At 56.1% G+C, this 19,185-nt stretch carries 16 protein-coding genes and 1 pseudogene; 2 read left to right on the top strand and 15 right to left on the bottom strand.

From position 1 onward, the window contains the following. The first annotated feature begins 4 nt into the window (after positions 1-4). The gene (locus ACR0NN_RS16930; RefSeq protein ID WP_170727949.1) at positions 5-787 is read left to right on the top strand and encodes a ThuA domain-containing protein; all 783 of its coding nucleotides are present in this window, start codon (positions 5-7) and stop codon (positions 785-787) included. 603 nt (positions 788-1,390) lie between these two features. Here the strand turns inward: ACR0NN_RS16930 and ACR0NN_RS16925 are convergent. The 5 genes and pseudogenes from ACR0NN_RS16925 to ACR0NN_RS16905 all read right to left on the bottom strand — a co-directional run bounded on the left by ACR0NN_RS16925 (position 1,391) and on the right by ACR0NN_RS16905 (position 5,905). After that, a complete protein-coding gene (locus tag ACR0NN_RS16925) occupies positions 1,391-1,903 on the bottom strand; it encodes a hypothetical protein (RefSeq protein WP_170727948.1) in 513 nt (170 codons plus the stop codon). 308 nt (positions 1,904-2,211) lie between these two features. After that, on the bottom strand, positions 2,212-2,946 hold the full coding sequence (locus ACR0NN_RS16920; protein WP_480685199.1) for an SDR family oxidoreductase: 735 nt from the start codon (positions 2,944-2,946) through the stop codon (positions 2,212-2,214). A 112-nt stretch (positions 2,947-3,058) separates the two neighbouring features. Next, positions 3,059-3,898, bottom strand: coding sequence for a fumarylacetoacetate hydrolase family protein (locus tag ACR0NN_RS16915; protein ID WP_170727946.1), 840 nt, complete (start codon positions 3,896-3,898; stop codon positions 3,059-3,061). A 77-nt stretch (positions 3,899-3,975) separates the two neighbouring features. Then, positions 3,976-4,703, bottom strand: a pseudogene (locus tag ACR0NN_RS16910) (SDR family NAD(P)-dependent oxidoreductase). Then, positions 4,700-5,905 (bottom strand): pyridoxal phosphate-dependent aminotransferase, encoded by a 1,206-nt coding sequence (locus ACR0NN_RS16905; protein WP_170727945.1) that lies wholly within the window; start codon positions 5,903-5,905, stop codon positions 4,700-4,702. The pseudogene ACR0NN_RS16910 and the gene ACR0NN_RS16905 overlap by 4 nt, the downstream one beginning before the upstream one ends. A 65-nt stretch (positions 5,906-5,970) precedes the next feature. Between ACR0NN_RS16905 and ACR0NN_RS16900 the strand changes: the two genes are divergently transcribed. Further along, the gene (locus ACR0NN_RS16900) at positions 5,971-6,438 is read left to right on the top strand and encodes an Lrp/AsnC family transcriptional regulator (protein ID WP_480685164.1); all 468 of its coding nucleotides are present in this window, start codon (positions 5,971-5,973) and stop codon (positions 6,436-6,438) included. Between the two features lie 869 nt (positions 6,439-7,307). Here the strand turns inward: ACR0NN_RS16900 and ACR0NN_RS16895 are convergent. The 10 genes from ACR0NN_RS16895 to ACR0NN_RS16850 form a co-directional block, all read right to left on the bottom strand. Then, positions 7,308-9,089, bottom strand: a complete 1,782-nt coding sequence (locus ACR0NN_RS16895; protein WP_170727943.1) for a thiamine pyrophosphate-binding protein — start codon at positions 9,087-9,089, stop codon at positions 7,308-7,310. Next, positions 9,089-10,498: an aldehyde dehydrogenase family protein gene (locus ACR0NN_RS16890; protein WP_480685163.1), complete on the bottom strand. Its 1,410-nt coding sequence runs from the start codon at positions 10,496-10,498 to the stop codon at positions 9,089-9,091. The genes ACR0NN_RS16895 and ACR0NN_RS16890 overlap by 1 nt, the downstream gene beginning before the upstream one ends. Beyond that, positions 10,479-11,408: a sugar phosphate isomerase/epimerase family protein gene (locus tag ACR0NN_RS16885; RefSeq protein ID WP_480685161.1), complete on the bottom strand. Its 930-nt coding sequence runs from the start codon at positions 11,406-11,408 to the stop codon at positions 10,479-10,481. Before ACR0NN_RS16885 ends, ACR0NN_RS16890 begins: the two co-directional genes overlap by 20 nt. A gap of 139 nt (positions 11,409-11,547) precedes the next feature. Next, the gene (locus tag ACR0NN_RS16880; protein WP_170727941.1) at positions 11,548-12,738 is read right to left on the bottom strand and encodes a Gfo/Idh/MocA family protein; all 1,191 of its coding nucleotides are present in this window, start codon (positions 12,736-12,738) and stop codon (positions 11,548-11,550) included. Beyond that, on the bottom strand, positions 12,731-13,405 hold the full coding sequence (locus ACR0NN_RS16875; protein ID WP_170727940.1) for a hypothetical protein: 675 nt from the start codon (positions 13,403-13,405) through the stop codon (positions 12,731-12,733). Before ACR0NN_RS16875 ends, ACR0NN_RS16880 begins: the two co-directional genes overlap by 8 nt. Beyond that, positions 13,395-14,582: a Gfo/Idh/MocA family protein gene (locus ACR0NN_RS16870; RefSeq protein ID WP_480685158.1), complete on the bottom strand. Its 1,188-nt coding sequence runs from the start codon at positions 14,580-14,582 to the stop codon at positions 13,395-13,397. The genes ACR0NN_RS16875 and ACR0NN_RS16870 overlap by 11 nt, the downstream gene beginning before the upstream one ends. Further along, on the bottom strand, positions 14,572-15,387 hold the full coding sequence (locus ACR0NN_RS16865) for a citryl-CoA lyase (protein WP_170727962.1): 816 nt from the start codon (positions 15,385-15,387) through the stop codon (positions 14,572-14,574). The genes ACR0NN_RS16870 and ACR0NN_RS16865 overlap by 11 nt, the downstream gene beginning before the upstream one ends. A gap of 8 nt (positions 15,388-15,395) precedes the next feature. Beyond that, positions 15,396-17,288 (bottom strand): TIM barrel protein, encoded by a 1,893-nt coding sequence (locus ACR0NN_RS16860; RefSeq protein ID WP_170727938.1) that lies wholly within the window; start codon positions 17,286-17,288, stop codon positions 15,396-15,398. Next, positions 17,288-18,583, bottom strand: coding sequence for a TRAP transporter large permease (locus ACR0NN_RS16855; RefSeq protein ID WP_039534137.1), 1,296 nt, complete (start codon positions 18,581-18,583; stop codon positions 17,288-17,290). The genes ACR0NN_RS16860 and ACR0NN_RS16855 overlap by 1 nt, the downstream gene beginning before the upstream one ends. Further along, entirely contained in the window at positions 18,580-19,155 is a 576-nt protein-coding gene (locus tag ACR0NN_RS16850) for a TRAP transporter small permease (protein ID WP_170727937.1), read from the bottom strand. Before ACR0NN_RS16850 ends, ACR0NN_RS16855 begins: the two co-directional genes overlap by 4 nt. Positions 19,156-19,185: the final 30 nt, after the last annotated feature.

Raw genomic sequence — 19,185 nt, 5'->3', positions numbered from 1 at the left:
GACTATGATCCACGCCGTTGTCTGGGGCGAAAACGTCCATGAACAGACCAATCAGATTGTCGCCTCGCTCTATCCCGATGGCATACATGGCTGCATCGCCGCCGCGCTTGACCAAGACCCTGATATCACTGCGACAACCGCTACTTTGCAGGAACCGGAACATGGGCTGCCCCAAGACCGGCTGGATGGCACTGACGTGCTGCTCTGGTGGGGGCATGCGGCACATGGCGATGTCTCTGACGAGGTGGTAGACCGCGTCGCCGACGCCGTATTCGGAGGGATGGGCTTGATCCTTTTGCACTCTGCGCATTTTGCCAAAATCTTCAAAAAACTTATGGGCACCCCGTGTGCGTTGACCTGGCGCGAAGCTGGCGAACGAGAACGCCTCTGGGTGACCGCCCCCGGGCATCCAATCACGCAGGGACTGTCGCGCTTTTTCGAACTTGAGCACGAGGAAATGTATGGCGAGCCATTCAGCGTTCCAGAGCCGTTGGAAACGGTCTTTCTCAGCTGGTTTCAAGGCGGAGAGGTCTTCAGATCCGGTCTGACCTATCGACGTGGCGCCGGCAATATTTTCTATTTCCGGCCCGGACACGAAACCTATCCCACCTACCACGACGAGACTGTTCAGCAGGTTCTGCGCAACGCGGTGAAGTGGGCAAAGCCGGGCACAGCGCGCCTCACAGATGTCCATGACGCGCCCAACCGAACGACCGCAAACGCGCTTGAACCAATTGAGGAGCGCGGTCCAAAGTTGCACGCGGACGGAGAAGATGGGTATCGCTAGACGCGCCCGGTCAAGAAATCGCTGTAGCCGACGTTGATAGCCTTGGCCGACTAACCCCGATATCGCCTTTGATGATATCTGAACCTTCAAATACTGAAGATTTCTAGCCCAACAGATCCTTGAGCCAACACTAGACCCTCTCGGTAGTTTGGCGAAACAATCCAGAAATCCGTTTTCCAAAACTGCTTCATGCTCTTTGTTCACGATCAGAGTAATTCGGATGTCTCCGGCGTGCTACGCGTCTATAGGTTCGGAAAATGTTATCATCGGCCCATACAGCCGAGGCCGAATATGAAAAGCGCCTTGTCGGTCTGATGAAAAGAGGTGCCTACCTTGTCGCTCCGCTTTGTGAATCCCACACAGAAGATACGCGCTTGGTATCGCTAGGGGAATTAGGGGTTATTTGGAAGTGGCTCTAGCTCTATTTTCAACATTGCATAGTGAAGACTAGAGAGACTTCCTTTGCTTGCCGTAACGGCGGCCCCTCGGTGTCTTTGCTAAGTCCTGAGGGAACAGCGGAATTGCCTGATGTCGCTGGATTTGGAGGTAGCGCCGACAGGGATCTAAAACTCATCACTAATACGCTTTTTGCATCCTGCCCGGCTAACAGGCTATGTTGAGCGTCATGGGACGATTTTCTAGGTGTTGAGAACCTTCTTCCGGCACAACGATTGAAAGCACTCCTCTGGCCTCCGAGAAGTCTCCCGTTCCTCCGACGATTGCCCAGTCGATAACCTCCTTCGGATTGCCCGAGTTCAAAGTGTTTGAGGCATCATTGAGCAACGTGCTTGTCGCTACAAATAGACTTCCATTAGGTAAGTTGATCGACCCGTCCACCCTCACGTAGTGACCCATGTCCGCTGTACCGCCCAGCACCGTTGTAACCACATCGAACTCACCGACATAGAAGCCGTCGCGGTCTTCAAGAAACCAGTGAAGTATACGCCTGTCTCCAATTTCTGCGTATGTGGGGTCAGCTCCGACGAACTTGATAGACGTGTTGGTATGCAGCAGCTCAGTTACGCCGCAACTGACATTGAGTTCATCAGCGCCTACCTGATAGGTCAAGGCGAACACAAGACTCGCAGCAAATGCAGTATTTCGGGCGACGCTCATTTTGACACTCCCAGCCGCTACCTTATGTGAGGCCCTTGAAATAATGAATACTTTAGGCCCCACACATCTCTGAATGGTGTTGGAGATAGCAGTGACACCTTAAGGCTGTCCCAACTTCAAATGAACTTGAATTCATGTGTTTTTGCGGGTGACCGGCTGCGCGCTGTTGCCTGGATGGTGGCATAATCCATGGAGGGTGCATCGAACTGGTCAGGACTCAAAACGTCCGATGCAGCATAGTGCTCAGCTGCGTATTTTCCTTTGACTAGTTACGCTGACATTCTCAAAACACGAACAAGGGCGAGCTCTCAAACATTCGACCAGCCGCCATCGATGACATGCGCGACCCCGGTGGTATAGGCGCTTTCGTCGGATGCCAGATAAACGGCCAGCGCAGCGATTTCATCGGCCTTGCCGATGCGGCCGATGGGCTGACGTGCGATGAATGCTTTGCGGGCCGCATCGTAGTCGCCTGTCTCGCGCAACCGGGTCTCGAGCGATGGGGAGTCGACGGTGCCTGGACATATGGCGTTGCAGCGAATTCCTTCCGTGATGAAATCTGCCGCCACCGATTTGGTCAACCCGATCACCGCTGCCTTAGTCGCGCCATAGGCACAACGGCTTGGCGCTGCGATGACGGAAGAGGCAACCGAGGCGATATTTATGATAGACCCACCGCCATTTGCGATCATCCCGGGCAGAAAGGCGCGGGTCATACGGTAGGTGGCCTTCACGTTCAGACTGAAGGAAAAGTCCCAAGTCTCCTCGTCACAATCGAGGAGTGAGCCGTTCGCGACGACGCCGGCGCAATTGAATAACACATCAATCCCTGTGAATTCAGCGGCGATTGAAGTGATCGCCTCTGAATCCAGCACATCCAATTTCCGCGATTCCACACCTTGGAGTTCTGCCAGTGCCGTCTCGTCGATGTCGGTTGCAATGACGCGTGCACCTTCTGAAACAAAGGCGAGAGCCGTTGCCCTACCGATACCCTGTCCAGCCGCAGTCAGCAGGCAGGTTTTGCCCCTTAGTCTTCCCATGATTTCTCCCTCTCGTTGCGCGGCACCGGATCGGGCCTTGCCCTATCGATACCTAATCATCTTGCTGTAGCCTTGGTGTCAGTCAGTTGCGGCAATTGTTGACCCTATCCTCCGATCAAGTGTCGTTGATGCAGTCCTGCCTCTGCTGGCCCAACCCTGAAATACCGAGTTCGACGACGTCTCCTGACCTTAAGTAGCGTGGCGGCGCGAGCCCCATTCCAACCCCAGGAGGTGTACCGGTCGAAATAATGTCGCCGGGATGCAAAGTGAAAAACTGGCTGAGATAGCTGATCAGATGCGCTACACCATAGACCATTGTCCGCGTAGACCCATCTTGCATCGCAGTGCCGTTAACCTTGAGCCACATCGACAGGTCTTGCGGGTCTTCAATCTCATCGCGGGTCACCAACCACGGGCCTGTCTGTCCGAAATTGTCGCAGGACTTGCCCTTGGACCATTGTCCCTGCCGTTCAAGTTGGAACGCACGCTCGCTGACATCGTTGATGACACAATACCCGGCGACATGATTGAGCGCCTCGACTTCGGTCACATGCTTTGCCGTCTTGCCGATCACCACGCCCAGTTCAACCTCCCAATCGGTTTTTGTGCTGCCACGCGGGATGACGATCGGGTCGTTCGGGCCACAGATCGCTGACGTCGCCTTCATGAACAACACCGGCTCGGACGGCACCGCCATACCGCTTTCCTCGGCATGATCTGCGTAGTTCAATCCGATGCACATGAACTTCCCTGTGCCGCCGACACAAGGACCAAGTCGCGGCGCGCCTTCCACTTTCGGAAGGCCATAAGGATCCAGATCTTGCAGTGGTTTCATATCCGAAAGCACGTCACCTGCGATGTCAGCGACGACGGCGCTGAGATCCCGGATCTCGCCGTCAGGATCAAGCATTCCCGGTTTTTCTGCGCCCCTTGGGCCGTAGCGAAGGAGTTTCATTGTCTTTCCTCATTCAAATGGTTGCCTCAAAGCCCAAAGCCAGCGACAAAAATGGGCACTCCGCAACGTCTTTGGGATCAGTAGGTTGCCCGTCCACCGGACAGGTCAAACACTGCGCCGGTCGTAAAAGAGTTTTCAGAAGAGACAGCCCAAACAATCATGTTGCGGCCTCTTCAACGGCTAGAAAGCGCCCACGAGGTATCTTTGACAGCATGTAGCTGATGTGCTCGTCGCTCATCTGGTCGAAGATCCGGGTCTTTGCTGCGGCGGGCGTGACGCAATTAACCGCGATGTCGTGCCCGGGCAATTCCTTGCCGAGCGACTTGGTCAACCCGATGACCGCCGCCTTGGATGCCGAATAGGCCGAAGCGTTCGGATTGCCTTCTTTCCCCGCGACAGATGCAATGTTCAAGATCCGCCCATACCCCGTGGCCTTCATACCTGGTACACAGGCGCGATTGAACATGAACGTGCCATGAACATTGACATAGAACACCTTTTTCCAGGCCGCGATATCGTAGTCTTCCAAGGTTAAATTCGGCCCCGTGATACCAGCACTGCTGACTGCAATATCGGGCGCACCAAGGCGCGAAACTGTTTCGTCTAACGCAGCTTCGATCTGGCTAGGATCTGACACATCGCAAGGCACGGCGACTGAATCGCCACCGAGTTTTGCCATCGCTTCCGCGTTTGTCGTGTCCAAATCCCAGCTCGCAACGCGTACGCCACGTTCGACCAACTGGCGCGCGACTTCAAACCCGATGCCCTGCGCACCTCCGGTAATAACTGCGATGTGATCTTTCATCTCTGTACCCCTGGAATCTGTGGTTCTTTTTGACGCCTAAGGACGGGTTCGAGGCGTTCGAATGCGGTCCTCAGCGTCTCAGCCGGTTGCGCGTAGCAAAGGCGCAGATATCCTTCACCGCTGTCCCCGAAGGCAATTCCGGGGGCCAATCCAACTCCGGTTGCTTCCAAAATAACCGTCGCTGCCTTATAGCTGTCTGACATGCCGTCGACGCGAAAAAAGCTGTAGAACGCCCCGTCGGGTTCGATAAACCTGACCCGTTCAAGGCCAGACAAAAATTCCGACGTGAGCTGATACCCGACCTGAATGCGGTCTCTGAGCTCGGTGACTGCCGGCTCGCAGTCTCTCAGAGCCACAACGCCAGCGTCCTGCACAAAACCTGCGGTGCAGGATGTATTGAATTCCGTAAGCTGACCGAGTTTCGCCTCCACCGCAGCAGGGGCGACGATCCATCCCAGCCGCCACCCCGTCATGCTCCAGGCCTTGGAAAACGAATTGGCGGAAATCAGCCGATCTTCTGCGTTGGCGATATCCAGAAATGAGGGAGCGACATTTCCATGCCGATACAATCGACGATAGACATCATCCGAGACGACCCAAATCCCGTTCGTGCGACAGTGGTCCAGAAGAAATGTCTGGTCTTCCATGGGCATGGCCCAGCCCGTCGGGTTATTGGGTGAATTGATTAGCACCGCAGTCGTTTCCGGCGTCAGCATGTCCAGCAGCGCGTTTATGTCCAACCACCACGAGCCGTCCTTGGGATGCAGTGCCAATCGGCAGATGTCGGCCCCCGAGTTCTGGAATGCTGCGGCAATGTTCGGCCAGTTTGGCTCGATCACAACCACCCGGTCACCGGGCGTGACGAGCAGTTCCGCAACCAGCCTAAGTCCCTGCATGCCCGATGGCGTCATCGTCACGCGGTCACGCGTGAGGGTCGTTCCCGTCAGTTCCTGTTGATACCGACAGATCTCATCCCTCAGCGCTATGCTGCCATTATTCGGCTGATACATGTGGTTTCCTGAGCGCAGGGACTTGACCGCGGCCTCGACAATCAAGGGGTTGGTGTCCCAAGCGCCTTCGCCAAACCACAAAAGAATGACATCACTCTGTCCCATTGCGCTTTCTGCAACCGCACGAATCTTTGACGCTTCCAGTGCACGAGCACGCACAGATATGGATGATTCAAGTGGGTGAATGTTCATGAGGGAAAGATTGCAGATGTCCGTCCGGTTTGTCGCGTGCTAGATCAAACAAACGGCTAGTCATTTTGACTATTGTCTTCGGTTTGGGCGGACAAAGGGGACGAGTACAGATGGTCGACCAAATAGATGAAAAGATCCTCGCGATTCTCAGAACGGATGCGCGCATGCCGGTTGCGGAGATTTCACGCAAAGTCGGTCGGTCAAGAACCGCCGTTGTCGCGAGGATTGCCCGTCTTGAGTCCAGCGGCAGGATCGCGCGCTACACGATTGATGAGCGCGGACAGGGTGACGACGGGCTGGGCGCCATCATTCTGGTTCAGACGGTCAAACGGGGAGAGGTCGAGAAATTTTCATCGCTGATACGCACATCCGGATGGGTTTCTGCTTGCTATGGAGTATCCGGCGAGTTTGATCTCGCGGTGGTACTCAAGTCACTTGACCCAGATGTACTCGAGAGGTTCATGAGGGACCTTATTGCCACCGGAGAGATTCGACACTCAAAAACGCTGGTGAAAATTTTACGGGATTTTTGAGGCTCGTACAAACCGGTCAGCCGACAAAAACGGCTTCAAGCCAAGGCAAAGGGCGGGCAGGTGCAAGGAAATGGTGCTAGCAAAATTCATTTTCCTGAATAGCTGGATTTAGGACCTGCGCTGCTTCGCAATCATAGACTTGTTGCGTTTGTGAACGAGTGCTGCGCCGATACAGACTCCAACTACATCGCCTGAAGAGCCGACTGAGCCGGAATCGCAAAGTCTAGTTATGAATTTGCGGTTTGGGCTGACAACCGTCATTGCTTGCGATGGTGACGATAGCGCTTTTGTCCGCAAACTGTGAGTTCGATCAGTCTCAAGTTTCGCGTTCGCAGCGAATGTCCGGATCGAAGGGCCGCGCCGCAGCATCATGACCGGGCTGTGGAGGTCAGCTTAGGGCCGCGAGTAACAGCTAACCGACACCCAAAAAGTTGGAATAATTTCTAGCTCCAGCAACAGATCTGCAGCTCAGGAACTGTTTTCGTTTCTAATAGGAGAATTTTTGGGGTGTCTTCCAGTGTCGAACGTTCACCTTGTTTCTGGTCCAACTGTGACGGTTGGGTCAGGTTCGTGTGACGTTCAACAAGTACTGTGGAACGTCACTGATAATTGACTCAATTGACACCTAAAACCTCAGCAAATCGGTAAATTCCGTCATTCAATTCCGACCCAAACGTCAAGCATTTCTGACCCAAAACACTTACAAGCTTTTTCCGATGCCGGTTATGTTTCAGTTGAAGAGATCATCTCTTCTACGACGCAATGTTGGCCCATGATATTGAACCTGAGCATAGCGGCACTTGCCGTTCTGTTTCGCAGACATAGGCAAGTGCCTTGTGCGTAGAAGTACGCCCAAATTCTAAACTACGTCAGGTTGCGACGTGCGAAACATCCCTGTCTGGCGAATAGATGTCGAGGATGTTCCAATGCCCGGTCGTTGGCGTCGGATTGTTGATCATCGGGACATCAAGGACAGTTGGTTTACCGCTGGCGATTGCCGCTTCCAATGCGGGCAACAACTCGTCAGCAGCGCTGAGTCTGTGCCCTTCCGCGCCGTAGGCTCGCGCTATGTCGGCATAGCCCGGTCCGTTAGCGGGTGCGGCGGCTGATCCGGGGAAGGTGGTTCCATAGGTCAGACCGTAGTGCGCTTTTTGAAGGCCGGCGATCGTTCCGAAGGCGTTGTTGTTCATAACCAGCCAGATGATGCCCAGATCAAGCTCGACCGCTGTCGCCAGCATTGACGGGTTTTGACCAAACCCACCATCGCCAACGAGGCTAAGCACCACGCGATCCGGGGCTGCCAGTTTCGCGCCGATCGCGCCCGGAGGGCCGAAACCCATCGTTGCGAACCCGCCCGGGGTCAGGATTGAACCCGGCGTCAAAATGTCGAACTGTTGCCCGACACCGTTCTTGTTCCATCCAACGTCCGTGGTGATGATGGAATCCTCGGGCAGTGCCTTGCGGGTATCTGCCAGAATGCGCTCGGGCATCATTGGAAAGGCAGATGAGGTCGCCATTTCCACGTTGCGCGCTTTGAAGTCCGTTCGGAAGTCGGCGATCTTCTGTTCCAGCGCGGGGCGTTTGAAGCCGTCCGGATACATCTCGCGGGCGACCCGGTTGAGGACTCGTAAAGCGGCTTTGGCATCTGCAACCACCCCGATCTCGGTGGGATAGTTCCGGCCGATCTCCTGCGGTTCGATATCGATATGAATGACCTTCGATCCGGGAATGTTGAACGTATAGCCGGGATACCAACTGGAGCAATCGGCCTCTTTGAACCGGGTGCCCACGGCAAAGATGTAGTCTGCGTTCAAGCATGACTGGTTGACCAGTTCTGTGCCCCAAAAGCCGGTCATGCCCAGCACGAGCGGGTGATCATCCCGCAGCGCCCCTTTGCCCATCAGGGAATGTGCGACTGGCATACCCATATGCTCAACGAATCCGCGCAATTCCTCACTGGCTTGCGCCAGCAGGATGCCGCCGCCGACATAAGCAACCGGGTTTTCGGCCTTCGCCAACGCTTCGACAATCTCTCGCGCTGTCTCGTCGTCAATCGACGGTTTCTTGAGCGCGCGCGTGTTGTCGCGGATACGGTCGAAACTGTCGGAGGGGATCACCTCTGAAAAGATGTCCATCGGCACATTGACCAGCACCGGCCCGGGCTGGCCACTTTCGGCAAGATGAAACGCCTTTTCCAGAATCTCGGCCATCAGGTCCGCTCGATCTACGCGCCATGCACGTTTGACAAAGGGGCGATAGATCTCCCACTGGGCCGCGTCCGCGTGCAGGTTCACCTCCTGATGCGGATGTTTGCCGTAGTAATGCGTGGGAATGTCACCTGCAATTACGACCATGGGGATACAGTCCAGCGCGGCATTGGCGACCCCGGTGGCGCAGTTTGTCAAACCTGGGGAGAGGTGAGACAAAACCACCGAGGCCTTGCCCGTCACGCGGGCATAAGCGTCCGCCGCGTGGCTGGCTATTTGTTCGTGCCGTACGGTGACGAAATCGATGGGGCTTTCCGCCAGCGCGGCCAGAACCGCTATATTCGTGTGACCGCATAGACCGAACACATGTTTGACCTCACGACGCTCAAGGAAATCGACGATGTGCTCAGCAACGGTTTTGCCTTCCAATTTAGCTCCGTCCATCACGCGACCTCCTGTCCGTAGAACTCACCGAACAAGTCCGGCTCCGAGGGGCGATCCTCGGGGATGGGACGGCTGACCCAGGTGTAGTTCATCATGTGTTTCATGGTGACGTTTTCATTGGTGATGTTGCCGCCCCAGATGCCGCAGCCCAGGCTGCTGGTCATAGGCATGCCGTTGGTCCAGGCACCTGCGTTGGCCTTCGATTGTGGCTGTCGCACCATCATGCGGCTAACCGGGGCCAAGCGCGCTAACCGATCGATGTGATCGTCGTTGTGGCTGTAGATGCCGCAGGAGTGACCTTTGCCCCCGGTGTTGTAGATCTGGCTGACCGTTTCCAGCGCGTCATCGAACGTGTCGAAGTGATAAAGCGCCATCAGAGTGGTCAGTTTTTCCTTGGAGAACTTGTGCTGCGGGCCGATTTGCCCCTGATTTTCAACCATCAGAAACTTGCGATCTTCGGGGATGCTAAAACCGGCGACCTTGGCCGTTTGCTGCGGCGGACAGGCGATGGTTGGAAACGTACGGTTTCCCTTTTCATCCCACATGGCCGCTTCGAGCATGGCCTTCTCTTCATCCGAACACAGGTAGCCGCCCTCGGCTTGAAGCGCCTTGACCATATCGTCGTAAACTGAGCGCTGGATGATGATGTTGCCGTCGGCCGAGCAGCCCGACCCAAAGTCGGAGGTCTTTGAAATGCGAGTGTTCTGCGCGGCGATGTCCAGATCGGCGGTTTCATCGATGACGATGGACGAATTGCCCGCGCCGACACCATAGGCCGGGCGCCCAGAACTGTAGGCCGCTTTGACCATCGGCTTGCCGCCCGTCGCCAGCGTCAGATCACAGATCTCCATCAGATGTTGCGTCAATGGGATCGACGGTTTGCGAATGGACTGAAACAAGTCCTCGGGGGCACCGGCAGCACGACAAGCTGCGCGCATGACCTCGACCATCTCAAAGGTGGTATGGGCGGTTCGTGGGTGTGGGCTGAAGATGACCGCATTCCGGGCATTCGCGGCGGACACGCCGGTCACCGGTGGAGTCATCGCCGGGTTCGTCATCGGGATCAGTGAGGCGATCACACCGGCAGGTTTGGCATATTTCACCAGACCTTTTTCCTCATCCACCTCGACGATACCGGTCGAGGGTGTGCGCAAGACATCTCGCAGCACCATGTGAATCTTGAAGCGCTTCGCAGGACGCCCTGCGCGATCTCCGATACCGCTTTCGTCCACGCCCTGCTGGGCTAAACGCGTGAAGGTTTTCTCGTTCCCCGCATACCACGCAATGGCCTGAGACAGCCGGTCCAGCCTGTCCTGATCCCAATCCTCGATTTCGGCCATGGCAGCGCGGGCGCGTGCCAGCATATCGGCCGCCATGTTGCGGTCGTTTTCAGTGAGCTCTTTGCCCATGATGATCCTCTTGGTGTTTTAGAAATGCAGCATCAGGCGTGCGGCGCTGTGACCGCGCCCCGCCGAATGTTCGCTTGGCGTGGCTGAGACAGCGACGCGCGTGTTCTTCGAACCCCAATTCGGCCACGCGGCTTTGGTTGGGCAGTTCGATGGAATAGTCGACGGGTGGCATCCGTTCGATGATGCCGGTGAAATCGATCCAACCTTCGCCAGGATAGAGCCGCGCATCGCGCGCCAGTTGGATCATTCCCTCTCGCGTATCGGCGATGCCGGGCAGGCAATCAGAGATATGCAGGAAGTGAAACAGGTCCGAGGGGACGTGTAGCAACTCTCCCAGATCAACGCGGCTGAGGTGCAAATAAAGCGTATCGACCAGAATTCCGCCATTCGGCTGATCGGAGGCACGGACAATATCCAATGCCTCATCCAGAGTGCGCAGGCGTGAAAAACTTGGGAACTCTAGGTCCACTGTTAGCCCGTAGGGCGCGGCCAGTTCGCAGGTTTCAGAATAGACGTCGATTAGGAAGTCACGATCATCGAGGGTATTGGTCCACGCGCTCATGATCATGCGTTTAGCGCCCAATTCCCCGCCGATCTCAAGAGAAGGCTCAAAACTGCGCGGATCGACATCTTCCGTGATGCGCGCAAGTTCGACATCGAGGACTTTCAAGCCAGTGGTAGAGAGAGCAGTTTTGGTGGCTTGCACCTGTGCCTTGTCGATTGGAGATTGAGTGAATTCACCGGGCACGTGCATCGGAATGAATCGGGGGCTGACGGCATCGTAACCGGCCCGCGCGGCGATATAGACCAACTCGGGCGGCGTACAGCCAATCAGCGTTAGATGCGCCAAGGAATACAGAGAGGGGCTTGCGCCAGTCTCTTCGGGTTTCACCATGAACGATAGCTCCATGTGTCTGCGAATCTTAAATTCATCACACGTAGTAAAAAATATCTGATATTTTTTAAAATATCAACTTTTAATACTGAGCAGAAAATAGAAACGCCCGAGCAATAGCCCGGGCGTGTTTAACCTTTGTGCTGGCAGAGCATTAGATGGTGACCCAGCCACCTCCGGACTGGTGAGAGCGCACAGAGGCATCAATGAATCGGACACCGTCTGCGCCTTGTTCGACACTGGGGTAAGCAAGCCAATCGGCCGGAACGGTAACGCCATCCCAACGTGCGGCCACGGCCATGGCAAATTCCGTATAGAGGTTGGCCCAAGCTTCGATAATCCCTTCGGGGAAGCCACGCGCGGTACGGATCAGACGTTCCGCACCGGGGCCGATGCCGTGCCCATGACCTCGGCTGATGATACGATCCGGCTCACCAAACCGATTGAACTTCAGCTGTTCCGAGTTCTCCAGATCCCACTCCAAGCCCCCTTCGCTGCCGAAGACCCGCAACCGCAACCCGCCCCGGTTTCCGGGGGCAAGGCGCGTTGCCATCAGGGTGCCCGGAACCTCGTTTTGATAGCGGGTGAACATGAATACCGTGTCTTCCAAAGGCTTTGGCGCGCCGCAGACATGAAACTCGGCCCGTAGGTTGGTCAAGGGCAGGCCCGAGACAAAACTGGCGAGATGCGCGGCATGGGTTCCGATATCGCCGACACAGCTGGTCGGACCAGAAATCTTTGGGTCCAGCCGCCATTTGACATGGGGCGCATCAGCCACATCATCGGGCGTCATCCAGTCTTGCATGAACTCGACGTGGATTTGGTTGATTTTACCGATGCCGCCTTCCGCCACGATTTGTTTGGCCTGACGGATTACTGGAAAACACGACATCGCATAGCCGACAGCAAAGATGTGTCCCGTGCGCGCGGCAATCTCCTCAAGCCCCTCGGCCTCGTCGACTTCGTTGGTCAGGGGCTTGTCGCACATCACGTCAATGCCCGCCTCCAGAAACGCTTTGGCCGCTTCGAAATGAACGTGGTTCGGGGTAGTGATCATTACGGCATCCACACCATCCCGGCGCGCCGCCTCGGTTCTTGCCATCTCGTCGTATGACGAATAGCACCTTTCTGCTGGCAGATACCACTTGGCCCCACGCGCCTTGCTGCGCGCAGCGTCAGAACTGAGCGCGCCTGCGGTGACCTCCCAACGGTCGCTCATCCTCGCTGCCATCGCTTGCGTGACAGAGATACGTCCTCCGCCAACAACGCCCAGCCGCAAACGGCGAGACAACCGGGGGAAAGGGCCGTCAAAGTTCAGGTCGTCGGGTAAAAGTCTCTCAGCCATTCTGAACCTCCATTTCCGGGACCCATACGCCTTCTGGCAGCACTTCCACCGCCATGAAGATGCTGGGGGTAATCGTCTCGTATTGATGCCAGGGATAGTTGCCTTCAGCGTCATACATCGGCTTGTGCGTCGTGCCGGGGGCCATGAATTCTTCGAGGTAGAGGGTTTCAACGTCCCGTTCGCGGCATTGTTGCATTTTGCCAAAGCCTACGATTTGCGTATGCACTTCGCGAAACCCCGGTACCGGGCAGAAAGGATGATCCTTGTGCAATCCGACATTCAATGGGACCGAACCGGAATGGTACATGGTCAGTCCAACGTTACCCACGAAGACCTTTGGCGACATGTAGTGGCTGACACCGCGCAAACGCTCCTCTCGGCGAACATCAAAAGCAGATGGCCATGTATCTTTCACCCATGCGAACAACTCGTTGTCATCCGCATGGGCGTCGAAATTGTGGACAATGACTGCACGTTCCACGCCGCTAAGCGTGCTGTCTTGCACGATCACAGAGGAAAGCGGTCCAATGGTCTGATCCTCGACAGAGAGATTTCGCCCCCCAAGGTTAAGGACGATGGCGCGACCCTCGATAAATATTTTGCGCTCGTCAGTTATGTGCTGGACGCGAAAGAATGGCTGAGCAAAGTCGAGTGTCTCAATCGGCATGAACCAATTCCTTCCTTTCATCGTTAAGGAAATCGACCGGTAAAAGCTCCGGAGCCGCGCAACGGCTTTCTATCGTCTGATAGGCGCCAAATTTCGGTGCCCGTTCGATCGCGTCCATGACCTCGAAAACGTGGTAGGCAAGCGCTCCACTTGCACGGGGTTGGCGTCCTTCTTGCGCCGCCAAAGCCAGATCCAAAAGGCCGAGCCCGCGGCTGTCTTCATTGAACCCGTGTTTGTTTTCGACCACCTGCCAGTCTTCGCGGCCGGTTAGACGAGGCTGATGAGACCAGCGCGAGGTCTCCCGCGTTTTCAGCCAGACATCCCCTCGAAAGATATTGGCACCATGAACCGGGTCAGGATCAGGAATGCTGATGGTGCCGTTTTCACCGTAGATCTCGAACCGTGGGGTTTCGCTGTCCCAAATGTCGAAGCTCATGGTCATCGACCCTATAGCTCCGGATGAGAACTGAAGCAGGCTAAGGGAGTGCGTGTCGACCTCGACATCCATCCATTCGCCGTCGCGAGGGCCATTTTCGATCATCCTTTTGTCGAACGTGCGCCGAGCCATTCCGGCGACCCGGTCAATTTGCCCAAGGCAAAAGATCATGGCGGTCAGGTAGTATGGCCCAAGGTCCAGCAAAGGCCCTCCGCCCGCTTGGTAGTAGAAATCCGGGTTGGGATGATGGCGTTCCGTCCCGTGGGTACCGACATGGGCAAAAACCCCTGTCGGCTTTCCAATGGCACCTTCATCAATCAAGCGCCGAACGGTCTGCCAACGACCGCCCAGAAACGTGTCGGGCGCGCAACCGACAAGTAGCCCCTTTTCAGTGGCCGTATGCAGGATCGCCTTGCCATCCGATCGGTTCATGACCAGTGGCTTTTCGGAATAGACGTGCTTACCCGCCTCCAACGCGCGCAAGCTGATTTCGGCATGCGCCGCCGGAATAGTCAGGTTCAGAACGCAGTCAATCGTTGGATCATCGAACACCTCATCCGGCGTGCAGGCCCTGGAGATGCCGTATTGATCCGCCTTGGCGCGGCTTTCCGAAGGATCGAGGCTTGCACAGGCCACGACCTCAACGTTTGAGAATTTGGATAGTGTTTTTAGATAAATATCACTGATACGACCACAGCCGATAAGGCCGACCCGGAAGGATTTCGATGTCTCACGTGTCATCATTCCTGTCTTCGTAGAGGGGTAAGTAATTAGGGGGCATCGGCCCTTTGTTGCGGCCACCCTGGTTCATCTGTTCCCAAGCGTGGGCGAGTATTCCGACCGAGCGGGACAGGCAGAACAGCCCTCGCGACAAGGGCGCAGGAAAGCCAAGTTCGCAGAAGATCACAGCTGTCGCGCCGTCAATATTCATGGCAATTGGCCGACCGCCTCGTTGACGACCGAGTTCGGCTTGAACCTCTTCTCCGATATCGGCAAACCGGCCAGAAACTGTGCCTTCTGCCGCCGCATCTCGAACAAGTTGCATCAATCGGGGTGCGCGTGGATCGACAGGTTTGTGAAACCTGTGACCAAAGCCCGAGACTATCTTGCCATAGGTCTTGCGCCAGCTGTCCAGACCGTCCTTCACTGCGTCATTCAACGATGCTCCGCAATCCATGCGAGCTGCGATATCATAGTACAGCTCTGCACACTGCTCTCCTGCCCCGCCGTGCACGTCGCCCAGCATGTTCACCGCAGTCGCCATCGCGTTATTTAGACCTACCCCGCAGGTGGCGGCCATACGCGCAGCCGCGATTGAGGGAGCCTGTGGGCCGTGATCCACGCCTGCGACCAAAGCAGCCTCGAACAGGCGCGCCTGTGCGTCGCTGGGCAGATCACCCCGCACCATAAGCCAGATCATCTGCGGGAAAGATACGTTTCCGATCAGGTCCTCTATGGCGTTGCCACGAAAAGAGATCTGTCCGGGTTTCATGTCGATGATGGAGGTACGCCACCATTGGCGAACGGCGCGCTCATCGTCTGTCATCTGCGCGGTCATTGCGTCTGCACCTCTTTCACCGGCTGGGTTTTGCTTTGCGCAGCAAGGCGAATGGGTGCATTGCGCGCGCCATAACCGGCATAGCCCATACGGCGTTCAACAATTTCGAAGAAGAAGCCGTTAAAGATGGGGCGGCTGTATATCTGAAAATACTCAGCACTCGCCGCCCGATCGTAGAGAATGTTCCCCCTGCGCAATTGGGCGACCAAATCGTCATCCAATCCGAATGTCGCTTGCAGATCAGCGTAGTAGTTCTCCGGGATGGACAGGCTGGGAAAGCCGGACTTCCGCAACTGGGCTGAAGTTTCAAAAATATCATCCGACTGGAAGGCAATGTGCTGAACACCAGCCCCAAAGCCATCTTCAAGGAATGACGCCGCCAGTGTTCGACGCCCAACTGCCCCATTCAGGTTTAAGCGCACTTCGCCTTCGGGACTTTCGATAGCCTGGCTTTGCACGACACCAGACGGGTCGGCGACGTTCACGATAGGGGATTTTGCCATCTCGAAAGTCGAAATGTAGTAGAGTAGCCAGCTTTGCATCTCATCGTGACGCATCGTCTGGGCCAGATGGTCGATACGACGCAGACCGGCAGGTTGGGTGGCTTTGGTTTTCGCAACCGGCTCGAACTCAATGTCCCATACCCGATGGAGATCGGATTTCTCATCGATGAAATGAACGACGTTGCCACCAACGCCCCGAATGGCCGGGATATCCAGTTCCCCTGTTCCCACCGGTTGTGAGAAATTCGGCGCGCCCAACGCGGTCGCCCGCTGAACCGTCTGATCCGCATCTTTGACACGCAACCCCATGTCACAAACGGAGGGGCCGTGACCCAGGAACGCCGAATGGGCAAATCCTTCCTTTTCGGTATTCACAACGATGTTTATCGCGCCCTGCCGCCACAGCTCGACGGACTTGGATACGTGTTTTCGCTCCATTCGAAAACACATTGCTGACAGCATATCTGCCAGCTGCGCGCCGCTTGTTTCGTCGGCTGTAAATTCGACGAATTCGAAGCCTGACGCATAGACGCGTTCCGGCAGGTCCGGGATGCCGAAATCGGTTCCCGGCTCGGTCCGGGATACCTCATCCAGGAGGTTCACCAGCGACCTGTAGCCGTCTCGGGCCAGTGTTCGGCCACCGGGTTGAGGAGCTGCTTCGTTGACGCGTGCAACCGACCAAGGCCCTTTGTATCCGGCGCGGGACAACACGCGAACGAAGCCCGCAAGGTTCAGCGACCCAAGCCCCGGCAGAAGCCCAAAGTGCCGCTTGAGCCGACGTATATCCATCTCAAGCCGGGGTGCATCGGACAGTTGCACATGGAACAGCCGCTCTCCGGGAATGTCCCGAAGGCGGGCTGGTTTGGATCCGTCGGCAAGCGAGAAGAAGGAATTCAAAGCCAACCCCAGATTAGGGCTGTCGACAGCATCAACGATGCCTAACGCCTGTTCATCCGAGTGAATAAGATCCGACCATGGCAAGCCCATATAGGCCAGACGCATCCCCATTTCTTTAGCGATTTGGGCCGCCTCGCCAAGATCTGCGATTACCTGTTCTTCGGTCGCAGCGACATCGATCTCGAAGGCAGACCCGATAAGCAGCAATTCCGTTCCCAGCTCGCTCATCAGGTCGAGTTTGCGCTTCAGTCGATCAAAGGCGCGCTCACGTCCGGCTTCGGGCTGGCCTTCAAGATTATGGAAGGGTTGTAACAGGCAAATCTTAAGGCCGAGGTCTGATGCAATATTCCGGATTTGCGATGGCGGCCCATCAAAAGCGGTCAAATCCGGTTCGTGTAGTTCGACACCCTCGAATCCCGCGTCAGCGATAGCACTCAGCTTTTCAGCCAGATCACCGGGGATCGACGTTGTCGAAACCGAAAGGCACATTATCCCTGATATCCAAACATACGGGGCAACCACAGGACCAGATCAGGCATCAGCATCATGATCACGAGGGCGAAGATGAGCACCGCCAGGAAGGCCCAAATCTCCGAGATGATTTCACGCAGCGGAATGTCCGTCACGGCGTTGATCACAAAGAGTAGAATGCCATAAGGCGGAGTGATCAGACCGATCATCGAGTTCACGACGACCAGCACTCCGAAATGTACCAGATCAATCCCAAGAGCTTCGCAGGTTGGAATGAATAGGGGCACGATCACCAGAATGATCGTTGTCGCGTCCAACACGCAACCCAGCGCAAGGATCAGCAGGTTGACCAGGATCAGGAATACAATCGGGCTGACATCGGAACCCTCCAGCAGTGCCGAGATCGACTGAGGAATTTGCTCCTGAATGACGATGAAGTTCAGGATGAACGCGCCACCAATGACAACGCCCACGGCGGCAGAGGAGCGGGCGCTGTCGACGAAGACCTGATAAAGGCCGCGGAACGACAGGGCACGATAGAAGAACGCGGCCAGCAGAAGGGCATAGAATGCGGCCACGGCGGCGGCTTCGGTCGGAGTGGTGACGCCGCCGTATATGCCATAGAGCAGGATTGCAGGCATCAGCAGTGCCGGAAACGCGTTGGCGGTTTTTGCTGGCAACTCGCGCAACGGAACAGGTTCTTCCAATGCAAAATTCCGCTTGCCAGCCAGATAGTAGTTCATCGCCATGAGGACGACGCCCATGATCAGGCCCGGCAAAATGCCTGCCAAAAACAGCGACCCGATAGAAGCCTTGGAGACGAGCGCATACAGAACCATTGGGATCGAGGGCGGAATGATCGGACCAATCGTCGCCGACGCCGCGGTAATAGCAGCAGCATAACCTCGGCTGTAGCGGCCATCCTTGGTCATCATCTCAATGATGATTTTACCGATCCCCGCGGCATCCGCGACGGCCGAGCCGGACATACCCGAAAAGATCAGAGACGCTACCACGTTGACGTGCCCGAGACCGCCCTTGAACCGACCAACAGCGGCGACGCAGAAGTTCAGCAGACGGTCCGTGATCGAGCCCGCGTTCATGATATTGGCGGCGACGATGAACAAAGGCACGGCAAGCAGGATCGTGCTTTTGTAGAAGCCCTGCAGGATTTTTTCACCCGCCAGCGCGACGTCCAGGCCAGCGACACCCAGATACATCAGTGACGCTAAAAGGATGGAGTAGCCGATAGGTGTCCCGATGCCTGCCAGAACAAAGAGCGTCAGCAGGCAGGAAAGAAGTTCGAAACTCATTTGCTTGCGTCCTCGTCGTCTTCCACATCGACCCGGGGATGATCGTCGACCACGTTGAATCCCACGACCATTTCAAGTTCGGTTTTTGGAGGGCCGTTGCGCAGGATGTCGAAGAACAGCCAGCCATAGCGCGCAGCCACCACCAGCATGAACACCGCGTAGATCGAAAACACGGTGCGCAGCGGTATCTTCTCGCCCGAGAACGGATTGCGGACCGTCGCGGTCTTGCGGATTTTCATCCAGTCGATGTAATCCCACGTCGGCAGGAAGCTGTAGAGCATGCCCACCACGATTGCCGCGGCCGCGAGCATTGCAAAAACCTGACGGACGCGACGGGGCACAGACAGGTAGATGATGTCGAATTTCACGTGATCCCGTTCGCGCACGATGAAGGCGCAGCTGAAAAAGATCACCCAGACCCAAAGAATGCCGATCAATTCAAGCGTCCAACCTGCGGGGGTAAAGAAATACCGCAAGAGAATTTGCAGAAGGAAGATCAGGAAGATTGCCGCCAGCATCCCGCCGGCAATCGCTTCGGTCAGTCGGAAGAACCCCTTGATAAAGGCTTTCATTGTGGTTCTCCCTCCCTTGAATTACAGGGC

This window comes from Ruegeria sp. BA2 (assembly GCF_056539605.1).
This window is presented reverse-complemented; position numbering and strand designations above follow the sequence as displayed.

Coding starts and splice junctions, on each gene's coding strand:
- ACR0NN_RS16915 (WP_170727946.1), bottom strand. CDS start 3,898: ATGAAACTCCTTCGCTACGGCCCAAGGGGCGCAGAAAAACCGGGAATG.
- ACR0NN_RS16850 (WP_170727937.1), bottom strand. CDS start 19,155: ATGAAAGCCTTTATCAAGGGGTTCTTCCGACTGACCGAAGCGATTGCC.
- ACR0NN_RS16855 (WP_039534137.1), bottom strand. CDS start 18,583: ATGAGTTTCGAACTTCTTTCCTGCCTGCTGACGCTCTTTGTTCTGGCA.
- ACR0NN_RS16885 (WP_480685161.1), bottom strand. CDS start 11,408: ATGGAGCTATCGTTCATGGTGAAACCCGAAGAGACTGGCGCAAGCCCC.
- ACR0NN_RS16870 (WP_480685158.1), bottom strand. CDS start 14,582: ATGACACGTGAGACATCGAAATCCTTCCGGGTCGGCCTTATCGGCTGT.
- ACR0NN_RS16865 (WP_170727962.1), bottom strand. CDS start 15,387: ATGACAGACGATGAGCGCGCCGTTCGCCAATGGTGGCGTACCTCCATC.
- ACR0NN_RS16875 (WP_170727940.1), bottom strand. CDS start 13,405: ATGCCGATTGAGACACTCGACTTTGCTCAGCCATTCTTTCGCGTCCAG.
- ACR0NN_RS16895 (WP_170727943.1), bottom strand. CDS start 9,089: ATGGACGGAGCTAAATTGGAAGGCAAAACCGTTGCTGAGCACATCGTC.
- ACR0NN_RS16930 (WP_170727949.1), top strand. CDS start 5: ATGATCCACGCCGTTGTCTGGGGCGAAAACGTCCATGAACAGACCAAT.
- ACR0NN_RS16905 (WP_170727945.1), bottom strand. CDS start 5,905: ATGAACATTCACCCACTTGAATCATCCATATCTGTGCGTGCTCGTGCA.
- ACR0NN_RS16860 (WP_170727938.1), bottom strand. CDS start 17,288: ATGTGCCTTTCGGTTTCGACAACGTCGATCCCCGGTGATCTGGCTGAA.
- ACR0NN_RS16925 (WP_170727948.1), bottom strand. CDS start 1,903: ATGAGCGTCGCCCGAAATACTGCATTTGCTGCGAGTCTTGTGTTCGCC.
- ACR0NN_RS16890 (WP_480685163.1), bottom strand. CDS start 10,498: ATGGGCAAAGAGCTCACTGAAAACGACCGCAACATGGCGGCCGATATG.
- ACR0NN_RS16880 (WP_170727941.1), bottom strand. CDS start 12,738: ATGGCTGAGAGACTTTTACCCGACGACCTGAACTTTGACGGCCCTTTC.